General features: G+C 42.3%; 15 protein-coding genes. 4 read left to right on the plus strand and 11 right to left on the minus strand.

Going from position 1 to position 16,711, the window contains the following annotated elements; translation table 11 throughout:
* The first annotated feature begins 49 nt into the window (after positions 1–49).
* Positions 50–973, plus strand: a complete 924-nt coding sequence (locus tag AC0VYE_RS17855) for a sugar phosphate isomerase/epimerase family protein (RefSeq protein ID WP_475442449.1) — start codon at positions 50–52, stop codon at positions 971–973.
* 97 nt (positions 974–1,070) lie between these two features.
* Positions 1,071–1,871: a (2Fe-2S)-binding protein gene (locus tag AC0VYE_RS17860; RefSeq protein ID WP_076265889.1), complete on the plus strand. Its 801-nt coding sequence runs from the start codon at positions 1,071–1,073 to the stop codon at positions 1,869–1,871.
* 94 nt (positions 1,872–1,965) lie between these two features.
* On the opposite strand, the gene AC0VYE_RS17865 is transcribed toward AC0VYE_RS17860, so the two are convergent.
* The 6 genes from AC0VYE_RS17865 to AC0VYE_RS17890 form a co-directional block, all read right to left on the minus strand.
* A complete protein-coding gene (locus AC0VYE_RS17865; protein WP_475442450.1) occupies positions 1,966–2,901 on the minus strand; it encodes a tyrosine-type recombinase/integrase in 936 nt (311 codons plus the stop codon).
* A 165-nt stretch (positions 2,902–3,066) separates the two neighbouring features.
* Positions 3,067–4,284 (minus strand): Ger(x)C family spore germination protein, encoded by a 1,218-nt coding sequence (locus AC0VYE_RS17870; RefSeq protein WP_144376665.1) that lies wholly within the window; start codon positions 4,282–4,284, stop codon positions 3,067–3,069.
* The gene (locus tag AC0VYE_RS17875; RefSeq protein ID WP_076265887.1) at positions 4,281–5,375 is read right to left on the minus strand and encodes a spore germination protein; all 1,095 of its coding nucleotides are present in this window, start codon (positions 5,373–5,375) and stop codon (positions 4,281–4,283) included. The genes AC0VYE_RS17870 and AC0VYE_RS17875 overlap by 4 nt, the downstream gene beginning before the upstream one ends.
* A 19-nt stretch (positions 5,376–5,394) precedes the next feature.
* Positions 5,395–6,864 (minus strand): spore germination protein, encoded by a 1,470-nt coding sequence (locus tag AC0VYE_RS17880; protein WP_475449624.1) that lies wholly within the window; start codon positions 6,862–6,864, stop codon positions 5,395–5,397.
* Between the two features lie 256 nt (positions 6,865–7,120).
* On the minus strand, positions 7,121–9,064 hold the full coding sequence (locus AC0VYE_RS17885) for an ATP-dependent DNA helicase (protein WP_475442451.1): 1,944 nt from the start codon (positions 9,062–9,064) through the stop codon (positions 7,121–7,123).
* A gap of 139 nt (positions 9,065–9,203) precedes the next feature.
* The gene (locus tag AC0VYE_RS17890; RefSeq protein ID WP_475442452.1) at positions 9,204–10,772 is read right to left on the minus strand and encodes a glycosyltransferase; all 1,569 of its coding nucleotides are present in this window, start codon (positions 10,770–10,772) and stop codon (positions 9,204–9,206) included.
* Between the two features lie 107 nt (positions 10,773–10,879).
* On the opposite strand from AC0VYE_RS17890, the gene AC0VYE_RS17895 reads away from it, so the two are divergent.
* Together AC0VYE_RS17895 and AC0VYE_RS17900 are read left to right on the plus strand one after the other, a co-directional pair.
* Positions 10,880–11,233 (plus strand): DUF5658 family protein, encoded by a 354-nt coding sequence (locus AC0VYE_RS17895; protein ID WP_475442453.1) that lies wholly within the window; start codon positions 10,880–10,882, stop codon positions 11,231–11,233.
* Between the two features lie 95 nt (positions 11,234–11,328).
* A complete protein-coding gene (locus AC0VYE_RS17900) occupies positions 11,329–12,552 on the plus strand; it encodes a voltage-gated chloride channel family protein (protein ID WP_475442454.1) in 1,224 nt (407 codons plus the stop codon).
* A gap of 52 nt (positions 12,553–12,604) precedes the next feature.
* Here AC0VYE_RS17900 and AC0VYE_RS17905 read toward each other — a convergent pair whose 3' ends face one another.
* The 5 genes from AC0VYE_RS17905 to AC0VYE_RS17925 all read right to left on the minus strand — a co-directional run bounded on the left by AC0VYE_RS17905 (position 12,605) and on the right by AC0VYE_RS17925 (position 16,707).
* Positions 12,605–13,447: an undecaprenyl-diphosphate phosphatase gene (locus AC0VYE_RS17905; RefSeq protein WP_076265882.1), complete on the minus strand. Its 843-nt coding sequence runs from the start codon at positions 13,445–13,447 to the stop codon at positions 12,605–12,607.
* 201 nt (positions 13,448–13,648) lie between these two features.
* A complete protein-coding gene (locus tag AC0VYE_RS17910) occupies positions 13,649–14,524 on the minus strand; it encodes a radical SAM/SPASM domain-containing protein (protein WP_076265881.1) in 876 nt (291 codons plus the stop codon).
* A gap of 131 nt (positions 14,525–14,655) precedes the next feature.
* Positions 14,656–15,333, minus strand: coding sequence for a DUF4166 domain-containing protein (locus AC0VYE_RS17915; RefSeq protein ID WP_475442455.1), 678 nt, complete (start codon positions 15,331–15,333; stop codon positions 14,656–14,658).
* Positions 15,334–15,360: 27 nt separating this feature from the next.
* On the minus strand, positions 15,361–16,266 hold the full coding sequence (locus AC0VYE_RS17920; protein ID WP_076265879.1) for a DoxX-like family protein: 906 nt from the start codon (positions 16,264–16,266) through the stop codon (positions 15,361–15,363).
* On the minus strand, positions 16,267–16,707 hold the full coding sequence (locus AC0VYE_RS17925) for a thiol-disulfide oxidoreductase DCC family protein (RefSeq protein WP_475442456.1): 441 nt from the start codon (positions 16,705–16,707) through the stop codon (positions 16,267–16,269).
* Positions 16,708–16,711: the final 4 nt, after the last annotated feature.

Below are 16,711 nucleotides of genomic sequence, written 5' to 3' on the forward strand. Positions count from 1 at the left end.
CATTCCTTAACTTCAATATCCCACATAAATGACCAACTAGAGGAGTAATATGCCAAAAGCGAAGCTTTTTTTCGGCTTGCTGCGTGCTATGCTAGCCTTAGGATTAAATAATATAGTAAAGGCGGGATATATGGTGTCATATCTATCAATTAGCACATGGAGCTTACATCGCAATCTTGGACCTCTTCACTGGACGGTATGGGATACCGAAACGAATACTCATCAAACGCGTGTACAAGAACAACCGCAGCTAACGGCTTTGCTAGACCTTCCAGCTGAAGCAGCTGCTAGAGGTTATGAAGCGCTTGAAGTTTGCCATTTTCATTTCCCTTCAACAGAATCGGCTTTTCTTGAGCAGCTTCGCCTCTCTTTCGAAAATGCTGCGATTAAGTTCGATACCTTGCTGCTCGACTATGGTGACATAACAACAGTTGATGCGGCTAAAAGAACAGCAGATCTTAGTTTCATACGGAATTGGATCGATGTTGCTTCACAATGCGGGGCGAAACAAATTCGTGTCATTGCTGGTGAAGCTTCACCTAGTGATGCTTCTGCCATTGAATTGTCCGCTTCCTCCTTGTCCGAGCTAGCTGAATATGCTGCTTCTAGAAAAGTTCATGTTATAACTGAAAATTTCAAAGCGCTTACGTCGACATCGGAAAGCAGTCTTAAGCTGCTTGCGCATGCGGGTAAAGCGGTAGGCTTTATAACCGACTTCGGTAACTATCATAGTACGGACAAAATCAGTGAAATCGGCGATACGGCACCGCTAAGCGTCTCTGTTCATGTTAAGCCTACCTATGATGATGCCGGTTTCCCTGATAAGGACGAGCTTGTCTCCTATCTTACTGAGGTTGAGCGAGTTGGCTTTAAGGGTGCTTATGTTCTTATATACGATGGCCCAGGAGATATGTGGGAAGGGCTTAACCGAGTTAAAGCAATTGTAGAGCCATTAATATTGACAGTCCGCTAGCCCCCTCCTATACTTATAGAGTGGAATAATGATAATCATTATCGAGTAAACCTACTCTATAAGTATATTTTGAGAAACCGAAATGGGGCACAAATAAATGGCACATGACATGGACTTTACACTTGTAGAAACATATTTTCACATTTCTCCGAAAGGTGCCGCTCATCCTTTGCTTGAGCTGCCAGCGACCAGCTTTTACGACAAAGAAACTGCTCATGCAACACTTATAAAAGCCGGAGAGATGGTGCAAGCAACGGGAATGCAACTAGCTGCTTCCTTTGTAGGCATGTCCTTCTTTAATCTGTGCATAACGAATCTATTTTTTGCTGCCCAATACAACCGTTATTTGGATTTATCACTACATAATTTAACTTATCAGCTTGAGAAACACGATGATCATGCTCATCTGGGCTTCAAAATTAATGAGCTTCGCTGGACAGATGTGCCAACCGAAGAACAAGAAAGAAAGCAGTTTTTAGAGAATGCATTCCGAACTAGCTTTAAGGATGAGATTAACGATATCGTCGAAGCTGTAGCCATAAGCGCTGATGTGAAATCCGCCATGATCTGGAACCAGGTCGGTGGACAACTGCAGGGTGTGATTGATTTTCTGAAAAATAATATGAATGATCAGTCACTGTTGACAGTTGTTCAGCGCGATCTTGAGGTCATTCTCGGTCTGCCTGCTGAGGTATTTAATCGGAAACGTAACCCTTTTGTTCACAAACCTCGGTATATCGATGATCCGTGGTCACCTGGAGGTCCACAAATCGTTCTTCGCTCTTCATGCTGTATGTACGATTGTCGTGTTGATGGTGTGAAATGTTATACCTGCCCTCGTATGCTGCCAGAAGAACGTGAAGAAAGACGCAAGCTGGTTGCAGCTGGCGTCCACTAATATAAAAAGCTGATGTCAGATCCTACATGTACCTGACATCAGCTTTTTTTGCTGCATTATTTTATAATTGCAATATTTGTTTACATAATTATTGTTATGTAACCTTATTCTGAAATTTCATTGGGATTTTGCTGGAAATGTTGTTCATCGCATTTCGAAGCTGTTTATTATCAATATGCGTGTAAATTTGTGTTGTTTCAATACTCGCGTGCCCGAGCAGCTCTTGCAAGGTTCGTATGTCTGTACCGCTGCGAATTTGCATCGTTGCAAAAGAATGTCGCAGCTTATGGCTCGATAACCTTTTATCCGCAAGCGCAGGCATCGTCTCCTTTAGCAGCTTGATCGTTTCATCAGCGACGGTCTGTATCATTCGTATAGATAATCTTCGTCCAAACTGCGATACAAAAAACGGCTGCTCCTTACCCTGCCTGGATTCCTTGCGCTCAGCAAGCGCTTCATTCAATACATGCTGAAGCGCATCAGGCAATGGGATAACTCGCCATTTACGCCCTTTCCCGAGAATATGAATCGATCCATCCTGCCTAAAATCCTGTACATTCATCCGGTGTACCTCACCGACGCGGAGACCGGCATAGGACATTAATAAAACAATTGCGACATTGCGAATATAATATTTCCCCTGTATGGCTTGCAGAAGCGCTTCGAGTTCATTTTCTTCCAAGTAAACTGGAATGCGATTTTTCTCCTGTTTGGACTTTGCGATAAGTGCAGCAGGATTGCCTTCCAAATGCTCCATCTCGATCAACGCTTTAAAAAATGAACGCAAAGAAGAAAGCTTGCGATTGCGCGCCTCATCCCCTGCCCCCTTCTCACGGCAAACGGCCATGTAGCGCATAATATCCATTTTCGTAATATTTTTTGTTTCGGTTGGATGTATCGTCTGTAGAAAAAAACGAACATCATTTATGTAGGCTTGATGTGTGGACTTGGTCATCCCTTTATTTTTCATCCAAATCGAAAATAAGTCCATTTCCAAGCCGTAGCTATCCGTCACCTCATGTTGTCCCATTCGTAAGCAAATCCTCCATAAAAAACCTATTTTCACGCTCTATTTAAGTGACCATTACTCTATTATGATAGCTTAAAAGTTGATATAAAAGCAAACTGCGTGAAATATGTATTTCACGCAGTTTTTTAAACGAAGAAATGATGGTTTTTTCGATAAAATTAGCGATCAATGCTTACGTTTTGCTCCCGTATCTGTAATTGCCAGTTTAATGCTATACGTAATCGGAATGCGACTGAATTCTTCATCCCAATCCTCTTTAACCTTTTGCCATACTTTTGGATGCGATATGCTTAGTTTAGTACCGAACCCCATAACGTCTGTCTTATATTCCTTTTGAATTTTATGCAGGGCTCTATTCACGAGTCGGCTTACTTCCTTCTCTGATGAATGTACAGCCTTGGTCACAAATTTGTGATCCAGAGGCTCGTTGTCAATTAACCACTCTTCAATAAGTCGACCATCCGATTGTATATTTACGTGAAAACTAATTTTTCCATTCTTGACCTGCGAAATAATTTTACTTTTAAGCGTTTTGATCTCATAGGCAATAACCTGCTTCGTTTCAGGATCATAGCTTTTTACTAAACCGCCTTTGCCTTCGCCAGTCAACCACATTATGCCTAACAATTCTTCCTCCGATAACAGTCCTTTGAATTTTTGGGTTTTCCCCTTAATAACGGCTGCACCTGAAAATTCAATCTCGCCATCAGCAGCTACGATATTTTGAAGTAAATAGCTGGACTTTGCATGCATCTTCCCCTCTACTGCAATAAGCGACATCGGAGGTATGATCTTCAATGTACGATAACGATTACCAATCATCTCAATTACACGGAACGAAGGTATAATGTTACTGCCTTTTGATTCAAATACATCTCTAGCCATGCCGCTGCTCATGACAATTAAGCTATTCGGCCGAATATTATTATCTCTCAACATAAAGCTAAGGAGATTATTCATGCTGTATTTTCGAGACAACATCTCATTTATTACGATCACCTTCAAATGATGACCGATGACAGGACGCTCCATTCGAGCTGAAAATCCTCTGACCATTTCAAAAAGTGAATCTCCTGTCTCCGAAACATTTATGTAAGGTTTAGCGGTTACAACACCTGAAGATTCACCGTCCTTCCCCTCTGATTGTTTATCTATAATTTGCAGCGTGTAGGTGATCAGATCCTTTTTCCGATTAGAGGTACTCAGCTTATCCATTTTTTTCTCAATTTCCGTTTTGCTGGCAACATCAAGCGCTATACCGACATATAGCCCAAGATCCTCAATCTCATCCTTGCTCCAACAACCCGTTTGGACAAGCAGCGTTAGCGTACATAGGCATGCTAGTAAAAATCGTCCCCGACTGTTGCTGTGGATCATCATCATTTTACACTCCCTTTTTTCCACTTCGTCAAACCAAACAATATAATGGTCATAGAGACAAACAAATAAAGAGCGGTATTGCCTAGCAAGCTGCCGTATACAAACAGAGCGCTCGTGTTTTTGGGAAGCGTGGAAACAAGAAACACAATGGGCAGCAATATATATAAGCATTTCATCATTTTTGCTTTGAAAACTTGTGACAATCCCAGGGCTGCAGCATAATACGTAATGACAAAAGAAGAATAGATTTGCATAATCCAAATAACAAGAAAAAACGATTCAAACCTTTCAAATATTAGTCCAGAAAGCTCAAAGCTGCGCACAAGATCGAGAGTTGGCCACGTCCGTGTAATGACTACATCTATCGATAGCCCGCCTACTACAATAATTACGGTCAGCAAATAAATAAAGAACGGAATCGCTGTTCCATAGACGACGGCTTTTACCGATTTTTTCGGATTATCCATAAATGCAGTTAAAATCAATATAATTTCTACGCCTAAAAAGGACAGAGAGGTTGTTTGGACTCCCCTGAGAGGAGGCATTATGCCTTGCCCTAATACAGGCCGCAAATGATCGATTTCGAATATCCGTAAAGACATTAACATGACTAATACGTAAATAACGATAGTTATCGGCAAAATGACCTCAAATAACCTCGCAATGGGATTAATGCCGCTGGTCATCAAATAGAAGCTAACCCAAATAAAAACCATGACAATGACCCATGGAGGCGTTCCTTCCAGCAGAAAAAATTCCGTAACTTCAGATAATACACGCACCTGATAAGCAGCTGTCATAAAAAAATAAATAACAAACGCTATGCCAATTATGCCTCCTACCCATTTTCCGAGAAGCTTCTGAGTAAACTGGTACACCGTTTGATTGATATGTAATTTTGCCAATGCAGCCATAAACACGCCTACTAATAAGGCAACCGTTCCCCCGATCAGAACCGATATCCATACATCTGGTGTCCCTACTTTTTCAACAGAAGCTCTAGGCAAAGTAAGAATTCCTGAACCCAGCATAAAGTTTGAAATGATCACAGCAGTTTGAACGGTTGTTATACGATCATTGGACATCTGTTTCATATAATGCCTTCTTCCAAATTCAATTCTTCGTGCGTGTATTGTCTTTCGGTTTCAGCATTTCAGGTCGTTTTTTCATCATAAATATCGGCATGCGAACAATAAAGTCTTTCCAATCTTTAACTCGGTAAGGAACTGCAGGGCTCGCATAGGGCACGCCAAAGCTCTTAAGTTTGACGATATGTGCGCATAACAGTAAGGAAAACAAGATTACGCCATACATACCAAATGCAGCAGCGCAGAACATAGCAGCAAAACGCAGCATTCTAAGTGCTATCCCAGCATTGTATTGCGGAATTGCAAACGACGATATCGCAGTTAGCGCAACGACAATAACCAAAATCGGACTCACGATACCAGCTCGAACAGCCGCTTCACCAATAATCAAACCACCTACGATTCCCATGGCCGGTCCAATTGGTTTTGGCAGTCGAAGTCCTGCCTCTCGCAATATTTCAATCGCTACCTCCATAATGAGCGCTTCAACTAGTGATGAGAATGGCACACCTTCCCTAGCCCCAACGATAGAAATTGCCAATTTAGTTGGGATAAGGCCTGGATGAAACGATATAAAGGAAATGTACATCGCTGGTGTCAATAATGAGATTAAAGCGGCAAGAAAACGCAGCATTCGGAGCAATGTGCCAACCATCCAACGCTCATAATAATCCTCCGGTGATTGCAGAAGCATGCTAAATGTAACAGGTGCAATCAGCGCAAAAGGTGTACCGTCAAGTAAAATAGCAACCCTGCCTTCCATTAATGCGCCAATGACCCGATCGGGCCTTTCCGTACTCTGCACCTGTGGGAATGGACTCAAAAAATTATCCTCAATCAGCTGCTCAACATACCCTGATTCGGGTAAATTATCAATATCGATCTTGCTTACCCTGCGCCTGACCTTTTCAACTAATTCAGGATCAGCAATATCTTTAATATAAGCAATGATGAGCTGCTTCTTTGCACGTGTGCCAACATGCATGCTCATGAATGATAGGCTGGCATTTTCACCATGTCTTCTTAGAATCGCAGTATTGTCGGATAAGTTCTCATTAAAGCCTGCTCTAGGCCCTCTAACTAATGCCTCAGAGATTGGTTCCTCAATATTTCGGGATTTGCTTCTTGCAGTGCCAATGATAATAATTTCATCAATGCCATCAACGAGCACGGCAGTAGCTCCCATTAACACTTTTGGCAGCATTTCTTCTAAAGAATGGACTTCACTTAATTGACTAACGGTTAATATTTGATTGGTCAAAAACGATTTTGTGACGGTTTTGCCTTCTCCTTGAACAGACATTAACGCTCTCAAAATATGCTGATCAATCAAATCGCAATCTGCTAATCCATTTACAAAAACGATAGCTGCGCTTATCCCCGTATCCCCAATAGAGCACTCACGCACCAAAACATCGGAATGAAACTCCATTTGTTCATGAATGGCTTTCAGCCGCACTTGAATATTTCCGCTCATCGAATTACTCATCATCAGCTTGGCTAGACCGTTTAAAAATAGATGAGATAAGAAGAGGAATCACGAGGCTGACAACAGCTTGTACGCATACCGTCCAATTAGGAATGTTTATCTGATCGTGTAAAGCCATAGCACATACACTCCTTGTTGTTTTTTGTCGAATTATTCCTATTTTTGCCGTAATGGGTAGGTTATAAACTTCTGTTCGTTCAAAGTGCAGGAATAAAAAAAGAGAAGGGTTTCCCCTTCTCCTTATTTGAACCTTATTCTCTTTTTAGGAATAACTTAAAGCTACACCTTTCGGAAGCACACCTTCCACTTGTTCACGCACATAGCTATCATTCATTTTTTGGCCAAAAATAACGATTTTCCCGCTGTCTTCACGTGTTCTAATCAAACGTCCAATGCCCTGACGTAATCGAAGCAGCATATACGGCATATCCACTTGTTCAAACGGTGATTCCGAGTCATTCCGTCTCGCTGCGAATAATGGATCATTTGGAGGAAACGGAAGTTCCCACACAATAACCTGGGAAAGGGATGGACCAGGAATATCTAAACCTTCCCATAGTGTCACCGCACATAAAATGCTGGCTTCATCCTGTTGAAATTGTTCGATCAAATAACTGATTTCGCTTGTGCCCTCATAAAAGAAAGTATAAGCCGCACTATCCGCATGCTTGTCCGATTCTGACTTGAATTGCTCTAGCTGCTCCATCGATGGGAACAAAATAAGCGATCTTCCGCCTGACTGCTTAAGCAAGCGATACGTTTCATTTACTTTATCGTTAAGCGCCGTAAACTGTTCAGCTTTTGGAATCTCCACAGTCATTTGCTGCTCATAGTCATATGGTGATGGAACCGAAAAAGATAAGGAGCTATCCATACCCAATATGTCCATCATATAATCAAATGAGCCGTTAACCGAAAGCGTTGCTGAGGAAAATACGATTGGCATTTTACGAGAGAAAACTTGCTCCTTCAACACTTCCTTCACCACTTTTGGCATGATGACGAGTGACGTTCCTTCTTTATCCTGCGAAACCCAGCTAATTGGTTTGTCCGCTTGCTTGAATAAGGAAAGCGCAAATTGAATCATTTCCAAATGCTCTTCAACGATTTTTAGCTGATACGTATCGATCGTGTATAAGCCGCTTTCGAATACGAGCTCTTCTTCTATAACCGAGAGCGTATCCTGCAAACGATTAATTTCACGAATTAGCTCCGCACTCCATATGATTTCCTTGCGATCCGAAGCAGGAACCTCCTGGCTGTGCTTATTCAACATTTTAAATAAAAATTCACTTTGGGCAATCGCATCCTCAACAGCTACAGCAAGAGTTTCACGAATCTCTTCTTGCAGCAGTCTTATGACGATTCCTTCAAAAACAGCATGATTCAGCTTGTAAGTCAGCGCTTGCTGTGCGGCTGTTTCAAGCAGATGGCCCTCATCAAATACTACAGAGCTGTACTCTGGCAGCAATGGAAGCTGGCCTTCACGTTTTCTTGCGTCATATGTCCATATATGCTCCATATAGAAATCATGCGAGCAAATAATGACATCTGCAGATTTGCGATAATGGTCGCGTGAGAGTGTTTGACCACAACGATGTCTAACGTCACACACTAAGCAGTCCTGAAATACATCCCAGCCCAGCTCGTTCCACTGCTCATCATTTAAGCTAGGATAGTCCTTGCGATTTCCATATGGATGGAAGCTTTGCATAGAATCCTGCTTATGGACGAAGCTTGGAAGTTCACGATATATATTGTCATAGAGCTCCGCGTCATCTTGTCCAGCTCTCGCATTATCCAGCTTTTTCAAGCAAATATATTGATCTGCTGATTTGCCTAACTTAGCATCAATCGTTAGATCCAAATATTTTCCGAGCTTTGCAATATCGCCTTCAGGCTTTACAAGCTGCTCAATTAAGGACTCATCGGCGCAAGCAATGATGGCTGGTTTTCTTGTGTACCGAGCATACGTGATCGCATACAACAAGTAAACGAATGTTTTGCCCGTTCCTACTCCAGCTTCAGCAAATATCGTTTGTTTATCTGCAAAAGCACGTTCCAATTGAAAAGCCATATAAATTTGTTCATCTCTAATTTCAAAACCAGCTTCAGGCAGCTTCTCATAAAAAACATCAGCGATCCAATCGCTAGCCTGCTGTATAAAAGGTTGTTTCGGGTCAAACTCAAATGGATATTTATTCAAGGTTGCTTGCCTCCATATAGTAGGCACAACCGGCTGTATGCGGACACACAGCCGGTTGTGAAATCTCCTGCACTAATCGTACACTCAAATATATCACTAGAGTGTATGCTTAGTCAAAGGTTATGATTAGTTTGCTTTATTACTCTATCCATTTCACCAGATTCGGCTTCTCATCCAAAATGGATTCATATTGTTCCTTCCAGCCATAAATCGCATCAGGATCAAGCTTCTTGTACCGGTCGTATTTATGCAAACGATCCTGCTCCCGCGCCCAGCCGAAATGTTTTACTCGCAGGTTTGATGTCTTGTTAGCAAGTGAATAAATGTTTTCTGGAAATCTCCCGCAGTGCTGAGGAGTTTGCTTCCACACATATGAAAATCCCTCTACATATTTCAATAGAAATGGGCGGTACACGCTATGGGCATTCCAGTATACATCCTCGCGATAATGATCTTCCGACCAAAAATCAAATAATCGAAACAAATAAGTGAAGGTTTCCGAATCGTTTAGCAGCACTGGCAGCTCTTCCTTAAATTTTTGTTCAAAATATTCATCCGCATCCATATTCAGAATCCACTGCGGCCGAATGCGGATCGTTTCCTCCCATTGCTGCGTTCTTAGCTTTACTTCATTATGAAATTGCGAGCTTTCGTTTTTAATATAGGTCAACGGAATGCCGGCAAGGCATTCATGAACGATTTCCCCGGTATGATCCGTGCTTCCATCGTCAATAATGACCGCATGATCTATATATTCCCTATGATGCTCAAGCACTTCCTTTAAAAAGCGCTCCCCCTCATTTTTTACGATCATAGATAACGTAAGCTTAGGACCTGCTGTGGGCACAATGATTGTAGGTCCTTGTGCTGGCAACATATTCGAATTTGTATATGCTTTGTCCTGCGTGGATTCCATAAACAATATTGCGCGCTCAATATCCGATTCTCGGTAGATATGAAAGGCTGGATATCTGGTGTCCACGTACAAATCGATGCCAAGGGCAACTGCTCGAATGCAGAAATGACGATCTTCGCCCCAAAATGATACATTCGAGATCGTCCGAAATGATATCGGCTTCGCCAGTGCTGAGCGAGCGATATACGTGCATGCACCAAGGCCGCCAACCTGATAAACTCCTGGTACTCTAAGCTTCATTAAAAACATGACAGCCGCTTCCGCACCGTCTCCGGCTTTTACTGTTCCATCTGACTGAAACGGCCAATACGTATCCTTCAGCCAAACCTGCGGCATTTCCATCGTATTAGGCTGCCACTGTGTCCAGAAAATAGTGGAAATGATCTCTTTCTCGGAAGATATCAAAGATTCAATTGCTTCCGGGTGAATCAGCAAATCTGAATCAATGAGGAATAGTCCATCATATTGCTGCTCTTTCGCTGTTTGGATCATATGATCCTTCCAACTTGCGATTTTATCAATTAAATCATTGCTCCAGTAATGAGTAAACTCATCCCTGGTATATGGCGTTATCGAATCGCCTCTTATTAAGATGGTTTCATTTTCATTGTTCTCTTTTTGCTTCGATATAAAATCGCTCAGCAATTGCGAGGACTGCTCGTTATCATTGTCGTCAATAAAGAAATAATCTACTTTAAAAGATCTTGCTTCGATTCGCGCAAGCGAGGCTAAAAAGTGACGCAATATGGTCGGTCTTTGGCGAATGGGACTTCCAATCAATATTCGCTTCAACGTTAGGCCTCCTTTATTCCACAGAAATTCCTTAGGAATGATAATCCATATGAGGCATATGCATCTATTATGCAAAACTCAGATCATTTTTTCAGAATGGAGGCTTAGTGGCCATCACTGCTCTCAAAGAATGGGACTTAAAACCGCTGCTGTTCGGATTGCTTTTTCTATGTTTTGCCGACGCTTTATTTACAGATGTAGGCTTGCGCCTATCATTAATCGAGGAGCTCAACCCGCTCGTACAAAAACTTTATGACTGGAATATCGTTAGCTACTACGGGATGAAGCTAGTGCTCCCGCTGCTGCTTATTCTCATTTATTATCGAATGAAAAATCGGTATTGGATCAACCCTTGTATTCTGATTACGGTATTGATCTACTTTCTCGTCAATATTTATCACCTGGTTTGGATTTCTTACGGTGTCCATGACGGCTGGTTTTCACTTGATTCGCTGATATGAATTTCTTTACCTCTTCCAGGAGTGTTGTATAATAGCTAATAGAAACAATACAACATATTCCTTCTCTCAGGGAGCCAATGAAGGAGTTCACACGAATGATCGATGTAAGGCATTTCGCACCGCTCACACTTGCCAAATATATGTTGAAATGGCTGTTCATTGCTGGAGTGATCGGCATCTTCTCTGGTTCTGCTTCCGCATTATTTCTAGCCAGTCTTGAATTCGTAACCGAAACGCGTGTACAACATTTGTGGTTATTGTGGCTTCTGCCACTCGGCGGTGCCTTCGTAAGTTATCTTTATCTCAAGTTTGGGAAAGAAGCAGGAAGAGGGAATAATCTAATCATAGAGCAAATACATACCGGTAATGGCTCCATCCCATTAAGAATGGCACCACTTGTTCTCATTGGAACTTTAATCACCCATTTATTTGGCGGATCTGCTGGTCGTGAAGGTACTGCAGTGCAAATGGGCGGCAGCTTAGCGGAATGGTTTGGTAAGCTTATTAAACAAAGCTCTCTTGATCGCAAAATCATTTTGATGTGCGGCATTAGCAGCGGCTTTGGGGCTGTCTTTGGCACACCTCTGGCCGGGACAATTTTTGGACTTGAAGTACTTGCAATCGGCGTCATCAGTTATGAAGCGCTGCTCCCCTGCTTCATCGCGAGTTATGTTGGCCATTTGGTGGCTACCTCGTGGGGAATTAAACATATCTCCTATTCAATGGGCGATGTTCCTCCGCTCGACTGGCTGCTCATTGTCAAAGTTGTCACTGCATCTGTGCTTTTTGGTCTAGCCGCATTATTATTCACTCAGCTGGTACGAGGATTCAAACGTTTATTTAGTAAATGGTTTAAAAGTCCTGTTCTCAAAAGCTTTTTGGGCGGACTATTTATAATTGCTCTCGTCTATGCGATCGGAACACGTGATTATTTGGGACTAGGCCTCCCGCTCCTAGAGCAGTCCTTTCAAGAGGCGGTTTCACCGTTTGTTTTTTTATTGAAAACACTATTTACTGCTATAACGCTTGGGACAGGCTTTCAAGGCGGTGAGGTGACTCCACTCTTTGTCATCGGTGCAACGCTAGGAAGCGCGCTTGCAGGTTTGCTCCATGTCTCCGTCCCCCTGCTCGCTGCCATTGGTTTTATATCCGTATTCAGCGGCGCTGCCAAGACGCCAATTGCTTGCTTCATCATGGGCATTGAAATATTTGGGGCTGAAGGTGCTATTTATATGTTTATCGGCTGCTTAATCGCATTTATATGTTCAGGTCGAATCGGCATCTATGAAGCTCAAAAACCAATGGAGTTACGCCCATAAATCGAAAAAAAAGCCTGCTCCTTATCATAAGGAAGCAGGCTTTTTCTATTGGTTAAAAATAAACGATATAGATTACAGCAGCAAGCACGATGCGGTATATCGCAAATGGTACAAGCTTGATTTTGTTAATAAGTTTCAAGAAGAAACGAATCGAAAGAAGTGCAAAAACGAATGCGCTTATGAAACCTGCGATAAAAAACGGCAATGACTCTAACGTGAAGTATTCCCAGTTTTTCGCCAAGGACAACAAGCTCGCACCAGCCATGATCGGCACAGCCATGATGAAAGTGAAATCGGCCGCAGCGCGGTGACTCATGCCTAGCAGCACCCCTCCGGAAATGGTGGAACCGGAACGGGAGAAACCTGGCCAGAGGGATAAACATTGGATAAGCCCAACGGAGAAGGCTTGCTTATAAGTGATCTGATCAACTGACTCGATCTTAGGTTTCTTTGGCCCAAAACGATCGGCAACAATCATAAGTATAGCTCCGATAACTAGACCAATTAGCACTGTACGTATCGAGAATAAATGCTCATCAATGTAATCGTCAAACAATAGACCAAGTACACCAGCTGGGATGAGACCAACGATAACATGTGTTAGCTTTAGCTTTTTCTTCGGTTGAGAAGAAGCTTGTGCCGCGTCCTTGCTGCCTCTGTTCAAGCCCAGCAAGTCAATAAAACGATTTCGGAAAATAATGACTACTGCTAAAATGGAGCCGAGCTGAATAACAATTTTGAATGTGTTCGCAACGTACTTCGTCAAGTACTGTTCCGTTTGAAGCCACATATCGTCAACAATGACCATATGTCCTGTCGAGGATACAGGTGCAAATTCCGTTAATCCTTCAACAATACCTAAAATAATCGCTTTTAAAATCGTAATAAAATCCATGTGTAGTTGAATCTCCTAACTCTCTGATTGATAGAAAGACGACAAAGAACAGCACGGAATAAATCATAACACAAAACGACCCCACTCAACAATTCCAACGCAATACCTATAATTCACATAACTTATATCATTAATAATCGTTACTATAGTTATTTTGTCATTCCAAACCGCCTTGTTGACCTACTCGCATAATCCTAGTAATCACCCAAAACGTTGGCGATAGCCGCATTTCCTGCACAGCTCCTCGACAGCTTCCCGTCTTGAGAATCCATCATAGAGATTAGTTGATCGCTCATTCTCAATAATTTCCGAGAAATGAGTATCATGAATGTTTCCTAAATTAATGACGCCCTCTCCGTCCAAACAGCAAGGAATGACTGTTCCGTCGATGAGAATGCCTGCCTGATTCCTTAAGGCATGGCAGAAGCCTTTTCCGTTATACTCCGGCTCTTTTAAATCCGGCCATTTGAACTCAGGATCTTGGTTTAGGTAAATGCGCTCCGCTATTTTGACGCCTGAGCCGGGTATGAATTTTTCTTCAATTTTATAATCGAGATTAAATGCCTTCTCAATCATGCCCAGGAGTTCTCGGTTTTTGTTTTTCTGCTGATTCGTTTCATTGTCCATATCTAAGTTCCATAGCCGAAACGAAATAATAATATTGCTGCTTGCAACTGCTTCTTTTACGAAGGATAAGATTTCAGCAAGGTAGCCTTCTTTATTCGTAGAACCGGCATGGCCGTCAAAGCTGTGCAGCGAAAAGTTAATTTGACGCAAGGCCGGCTTGTTCAGAAGCTTCTCCTTGTTTTTAGTAATAAGCGTACCATTAGAAGTAATATTTACTTTGAAGCCCTTCTCATGGCTAATATCGAGCAGCTCGTCCATCTTAGGATGCAGCATTGGCTCGCCTTTTACATGAAAATAAATATAATCCGTATGCGGCTTGATCTGGTCCAGTGTTTTTTTGAAATCCTCCACTTTAATGAAACCTTTCGCTCGCAATGTGGGCGGACAGAAGCTGCAGGATAAGTTGCAAATACTTGTCGTCTCTATATAAAACTTTTTAAATTTTTTCATTAGTCTAGTACTCCGTTTCCCATGGATCCAGCTGCATTTACCTCGTTAGCTTGGACCTGCTTATCGTGTCAGCTTCTATTATACAACGCCAAACACGAAAGTGACAAAAAGGAATAAACAGCAGCAGCCGTTTATTCCCTCTTCTCTTCACGCAATGGCCGAATTCCAATCGGAATCGCCTCATGACCGCTATTCACGAATGAAGCTTGGAAAGAGCCTTCATAACGGAAAATTTGGCCAAGGATAGGGTTCCGAACATCCACTGATATTTTGTAGCAGCGCTCCTCATCGTCATACCACTCATTCACTTCTGCTCTGCCAGTAAACAAACGAGGAAATCGAAATTGAAGCCACCCTTCATAGAAACGCTGCTCACCCGAAATGATTCGAATTCCGCCCTTTGTGGAAACTGCAACATCCAAATCGACTGCTAAATGCTGCTTATTGCCTAAATAATCAACGATAACTTCTCTTTCTCCGCTATACACCATCGTTGCGTCAAAATGGCGGATCGTCCTTGGAAACTTGAATTTGCGAATCCACGTGACGGTTTCACGTCCGAATGCATCTACATATGCATAGTTTTCTATTGAAAACGGGATGTTTACGCCGCCTTGGGGGAACATGATGTGGCGGAGCGTTCCAACAAACAATGGCAGTGCAGCAAGTTTGTTGTACCATATAAGCTGCATGACTCCATGTCCGATGGACGCGGTACGATCTTGACTGCAAAAGCCAAAACGCTTCTGAATGCGAGGATGAAGCTTCTGAAAATCAGCTCCTAACGCTTGTTCATATATAGAACGCATCGTAATTTCCCCCTTTTTCTAATCTAATTATTTAAATTGTCTTTTACAGCGGCTCGCTTGCGGCAAATGACGTCTGCTTAAATAGGCTGTTAAGCCTAAACCAATCATTGGCAACGTAAGCGTAATTGGATTAAAAGGCGACTTCAGCAATTCTGAATAAAATAGAAGCGCTGGCATTGTGAGTGAAATAAGTGCCAATACGTGAATGATATAAATCCATTTTCTCCTATGGAAACAAGCGATGAGCACACCAAGTCCCATTTCACCAATACCAATCAGTTGAACCATTTGCAGCTCCATTCCTTTAAACCAACCAACCTGCCTCATCATCGTCAACTCTCCCGTTTCTGGGAACAATAGCTTAGGCACAAAGCCTTCATAACACCAGAGCAGAACGATGAAGCAGACGCTCAAATAATGAAGCAAAGCTCTCTCTGCAACAACAGAAGGAGGGATGCGTTCCTCAAGCCATATTCGCAATCGATCGAAGCTCCATGCGGTAGCCCAGCCAAATAGGGGACGGAATAAAAAGCGATCCAAAATTCGTCCTGCAATACCGAAACGAGTCTGATAATTAAATAATGTTATAAAGGACTGTTTGTCTCCAAGATCCTTGTACTTCCAGTAACCGCCTCCGATTCGTATAAGCGACATTCGCTGCTCTGAAGCAAAAGTTAGCGTTGATACTCTTTCATTTCCATCTTTGAAAATTGTGCTGCTCGTTTCTCCTGTGCCTCTTATGTTTAGACCAAAACCAATTCTCGTTTCATACTGGAATTTCTGGATGTCGGATTCACTGTTTTTTGGTAAATATTGAATTTTCGAGAATCTGAGATCCCATTGCTCATGCAGCTGTGGGATTTGAGTATGCGCCCAAAGCTCATCCTGTGTTGCACGAATTTCGAGCTCGACGTAGATCGGTTTTCTATTCATTCATGCTCCTCCTATTCCATCGTCCAAAAATCTCTCTAATAACTCTGGTGTCGGGATGATGCACATTTCATGTTTCTCAAACCATCGATAGCGATTTCGCGCAATAATATGATAAACATAGTTTCTCCAAGCAAGCGGTACGAAGCGAAACCAATACAACAACCTCCACCAGCCGTCAAGCTTGCGAAATACTCGAAGTGCCGCTTCGGATTTGGTATAGTACTGGTTTGACTGCACCATTACAAACGTGTCAAGATCATCTATAGGCAAATTCCCATTCTTAAGTAACTCCTGACCCACAGGCGACTGAAGCGCAGCAAATCGAAAATATTTCTTTTTATCTCTCTTCACGACAAAGTGAGTAATTTTATTACATAACATGCATTTTCCATCAATGAGCAGCACAGCAGCTTCGTCGTAGTGTGAGGTTATTGCTTCCATGTTA

This window comes from Pristimantibacillus sp. Z349TD_6, assembly GCF_056173205.1.

Bases quoted from the DNA above. Each gene is read 5' to 3' on its own strand.
- AC0VYE_RS17855 (WP_475442449.1), top strand. From the start codon at position 50: ATGCCAAAAGCGAAGCTTTTTTTCGGCTTGCTGCGTGCTATGCTAGCC.
- AC0VYE_RS17860 (WP_076265889.1), top strand. From the start codon at position 1,071: ATGGCACATGACATGGACTTTACACTTGTAGAAACATATTTTCACATT.
- AC0VYE_RS17865 (WP_475442450.1), bottom strand. From the start codon at position 2,901: ATGGGACAACATGAGGTGACGGATAGCTACGGCTTGGAAATGGACTTA.
- AC0VYE_RS17870 (WP_144376665.1), bottom strand. From the start codon at position 4,284: ATGATGATGATCCACAGCAACAGTCGGGGACGATTTTTACTAGCATGC.
- AC0VYE_RS17875 (WP_076265887.1), bottom strand. From the start codon at position 5,375: ATGAAACAGATGTCCAATGATCGTATAACAACCGTTCAAACTGCTGTG.
- AC0VYE_RS17900 (WP_475442454.1), top strand. From the start codon at position 11,329: ATGATCGATGTAAGGCATTTCGCACCGCTCACACTTGCCAAATATATG.
- AC0VYE_RS17905 (WP_076265882.1), bottom strand. From the start codon at position 13,447: ATGGATTTTATTACGATTTTAAAAGCGATTATTTTAGGTATTGTTGAA.
- AC0VYE_RS17910 (WP_076265881.1), bottom strand. From the start codon at position 14,524: ATGAAAAAATTTAAAAAGTTTTATATAGAGACGACAAGTATTTGCAAC.
- AC0VYE_RS17915 (WP_475442455.1), bottom strand. From the start codon at position 15,333: ATGCGTTCTATATATGAACAAGCGTTAGGAGCTGATTTTCAGAAGCTT.
- AC0VYE_RS17920 (WP_076265879.1), bottom strand. From the start codon at position 16,266: ATGAATAGAAAACCGATCTACGTCGAGCTCGAAATTCGTGCAACACAG.
- AC0VYE_RS17925 (WP_475442456.1), bottom strand. From the start codon at position 16,707: ATGGAAGCAATAACCTCACACTACGACGAAGCTGCTGTGCTGCTCATT.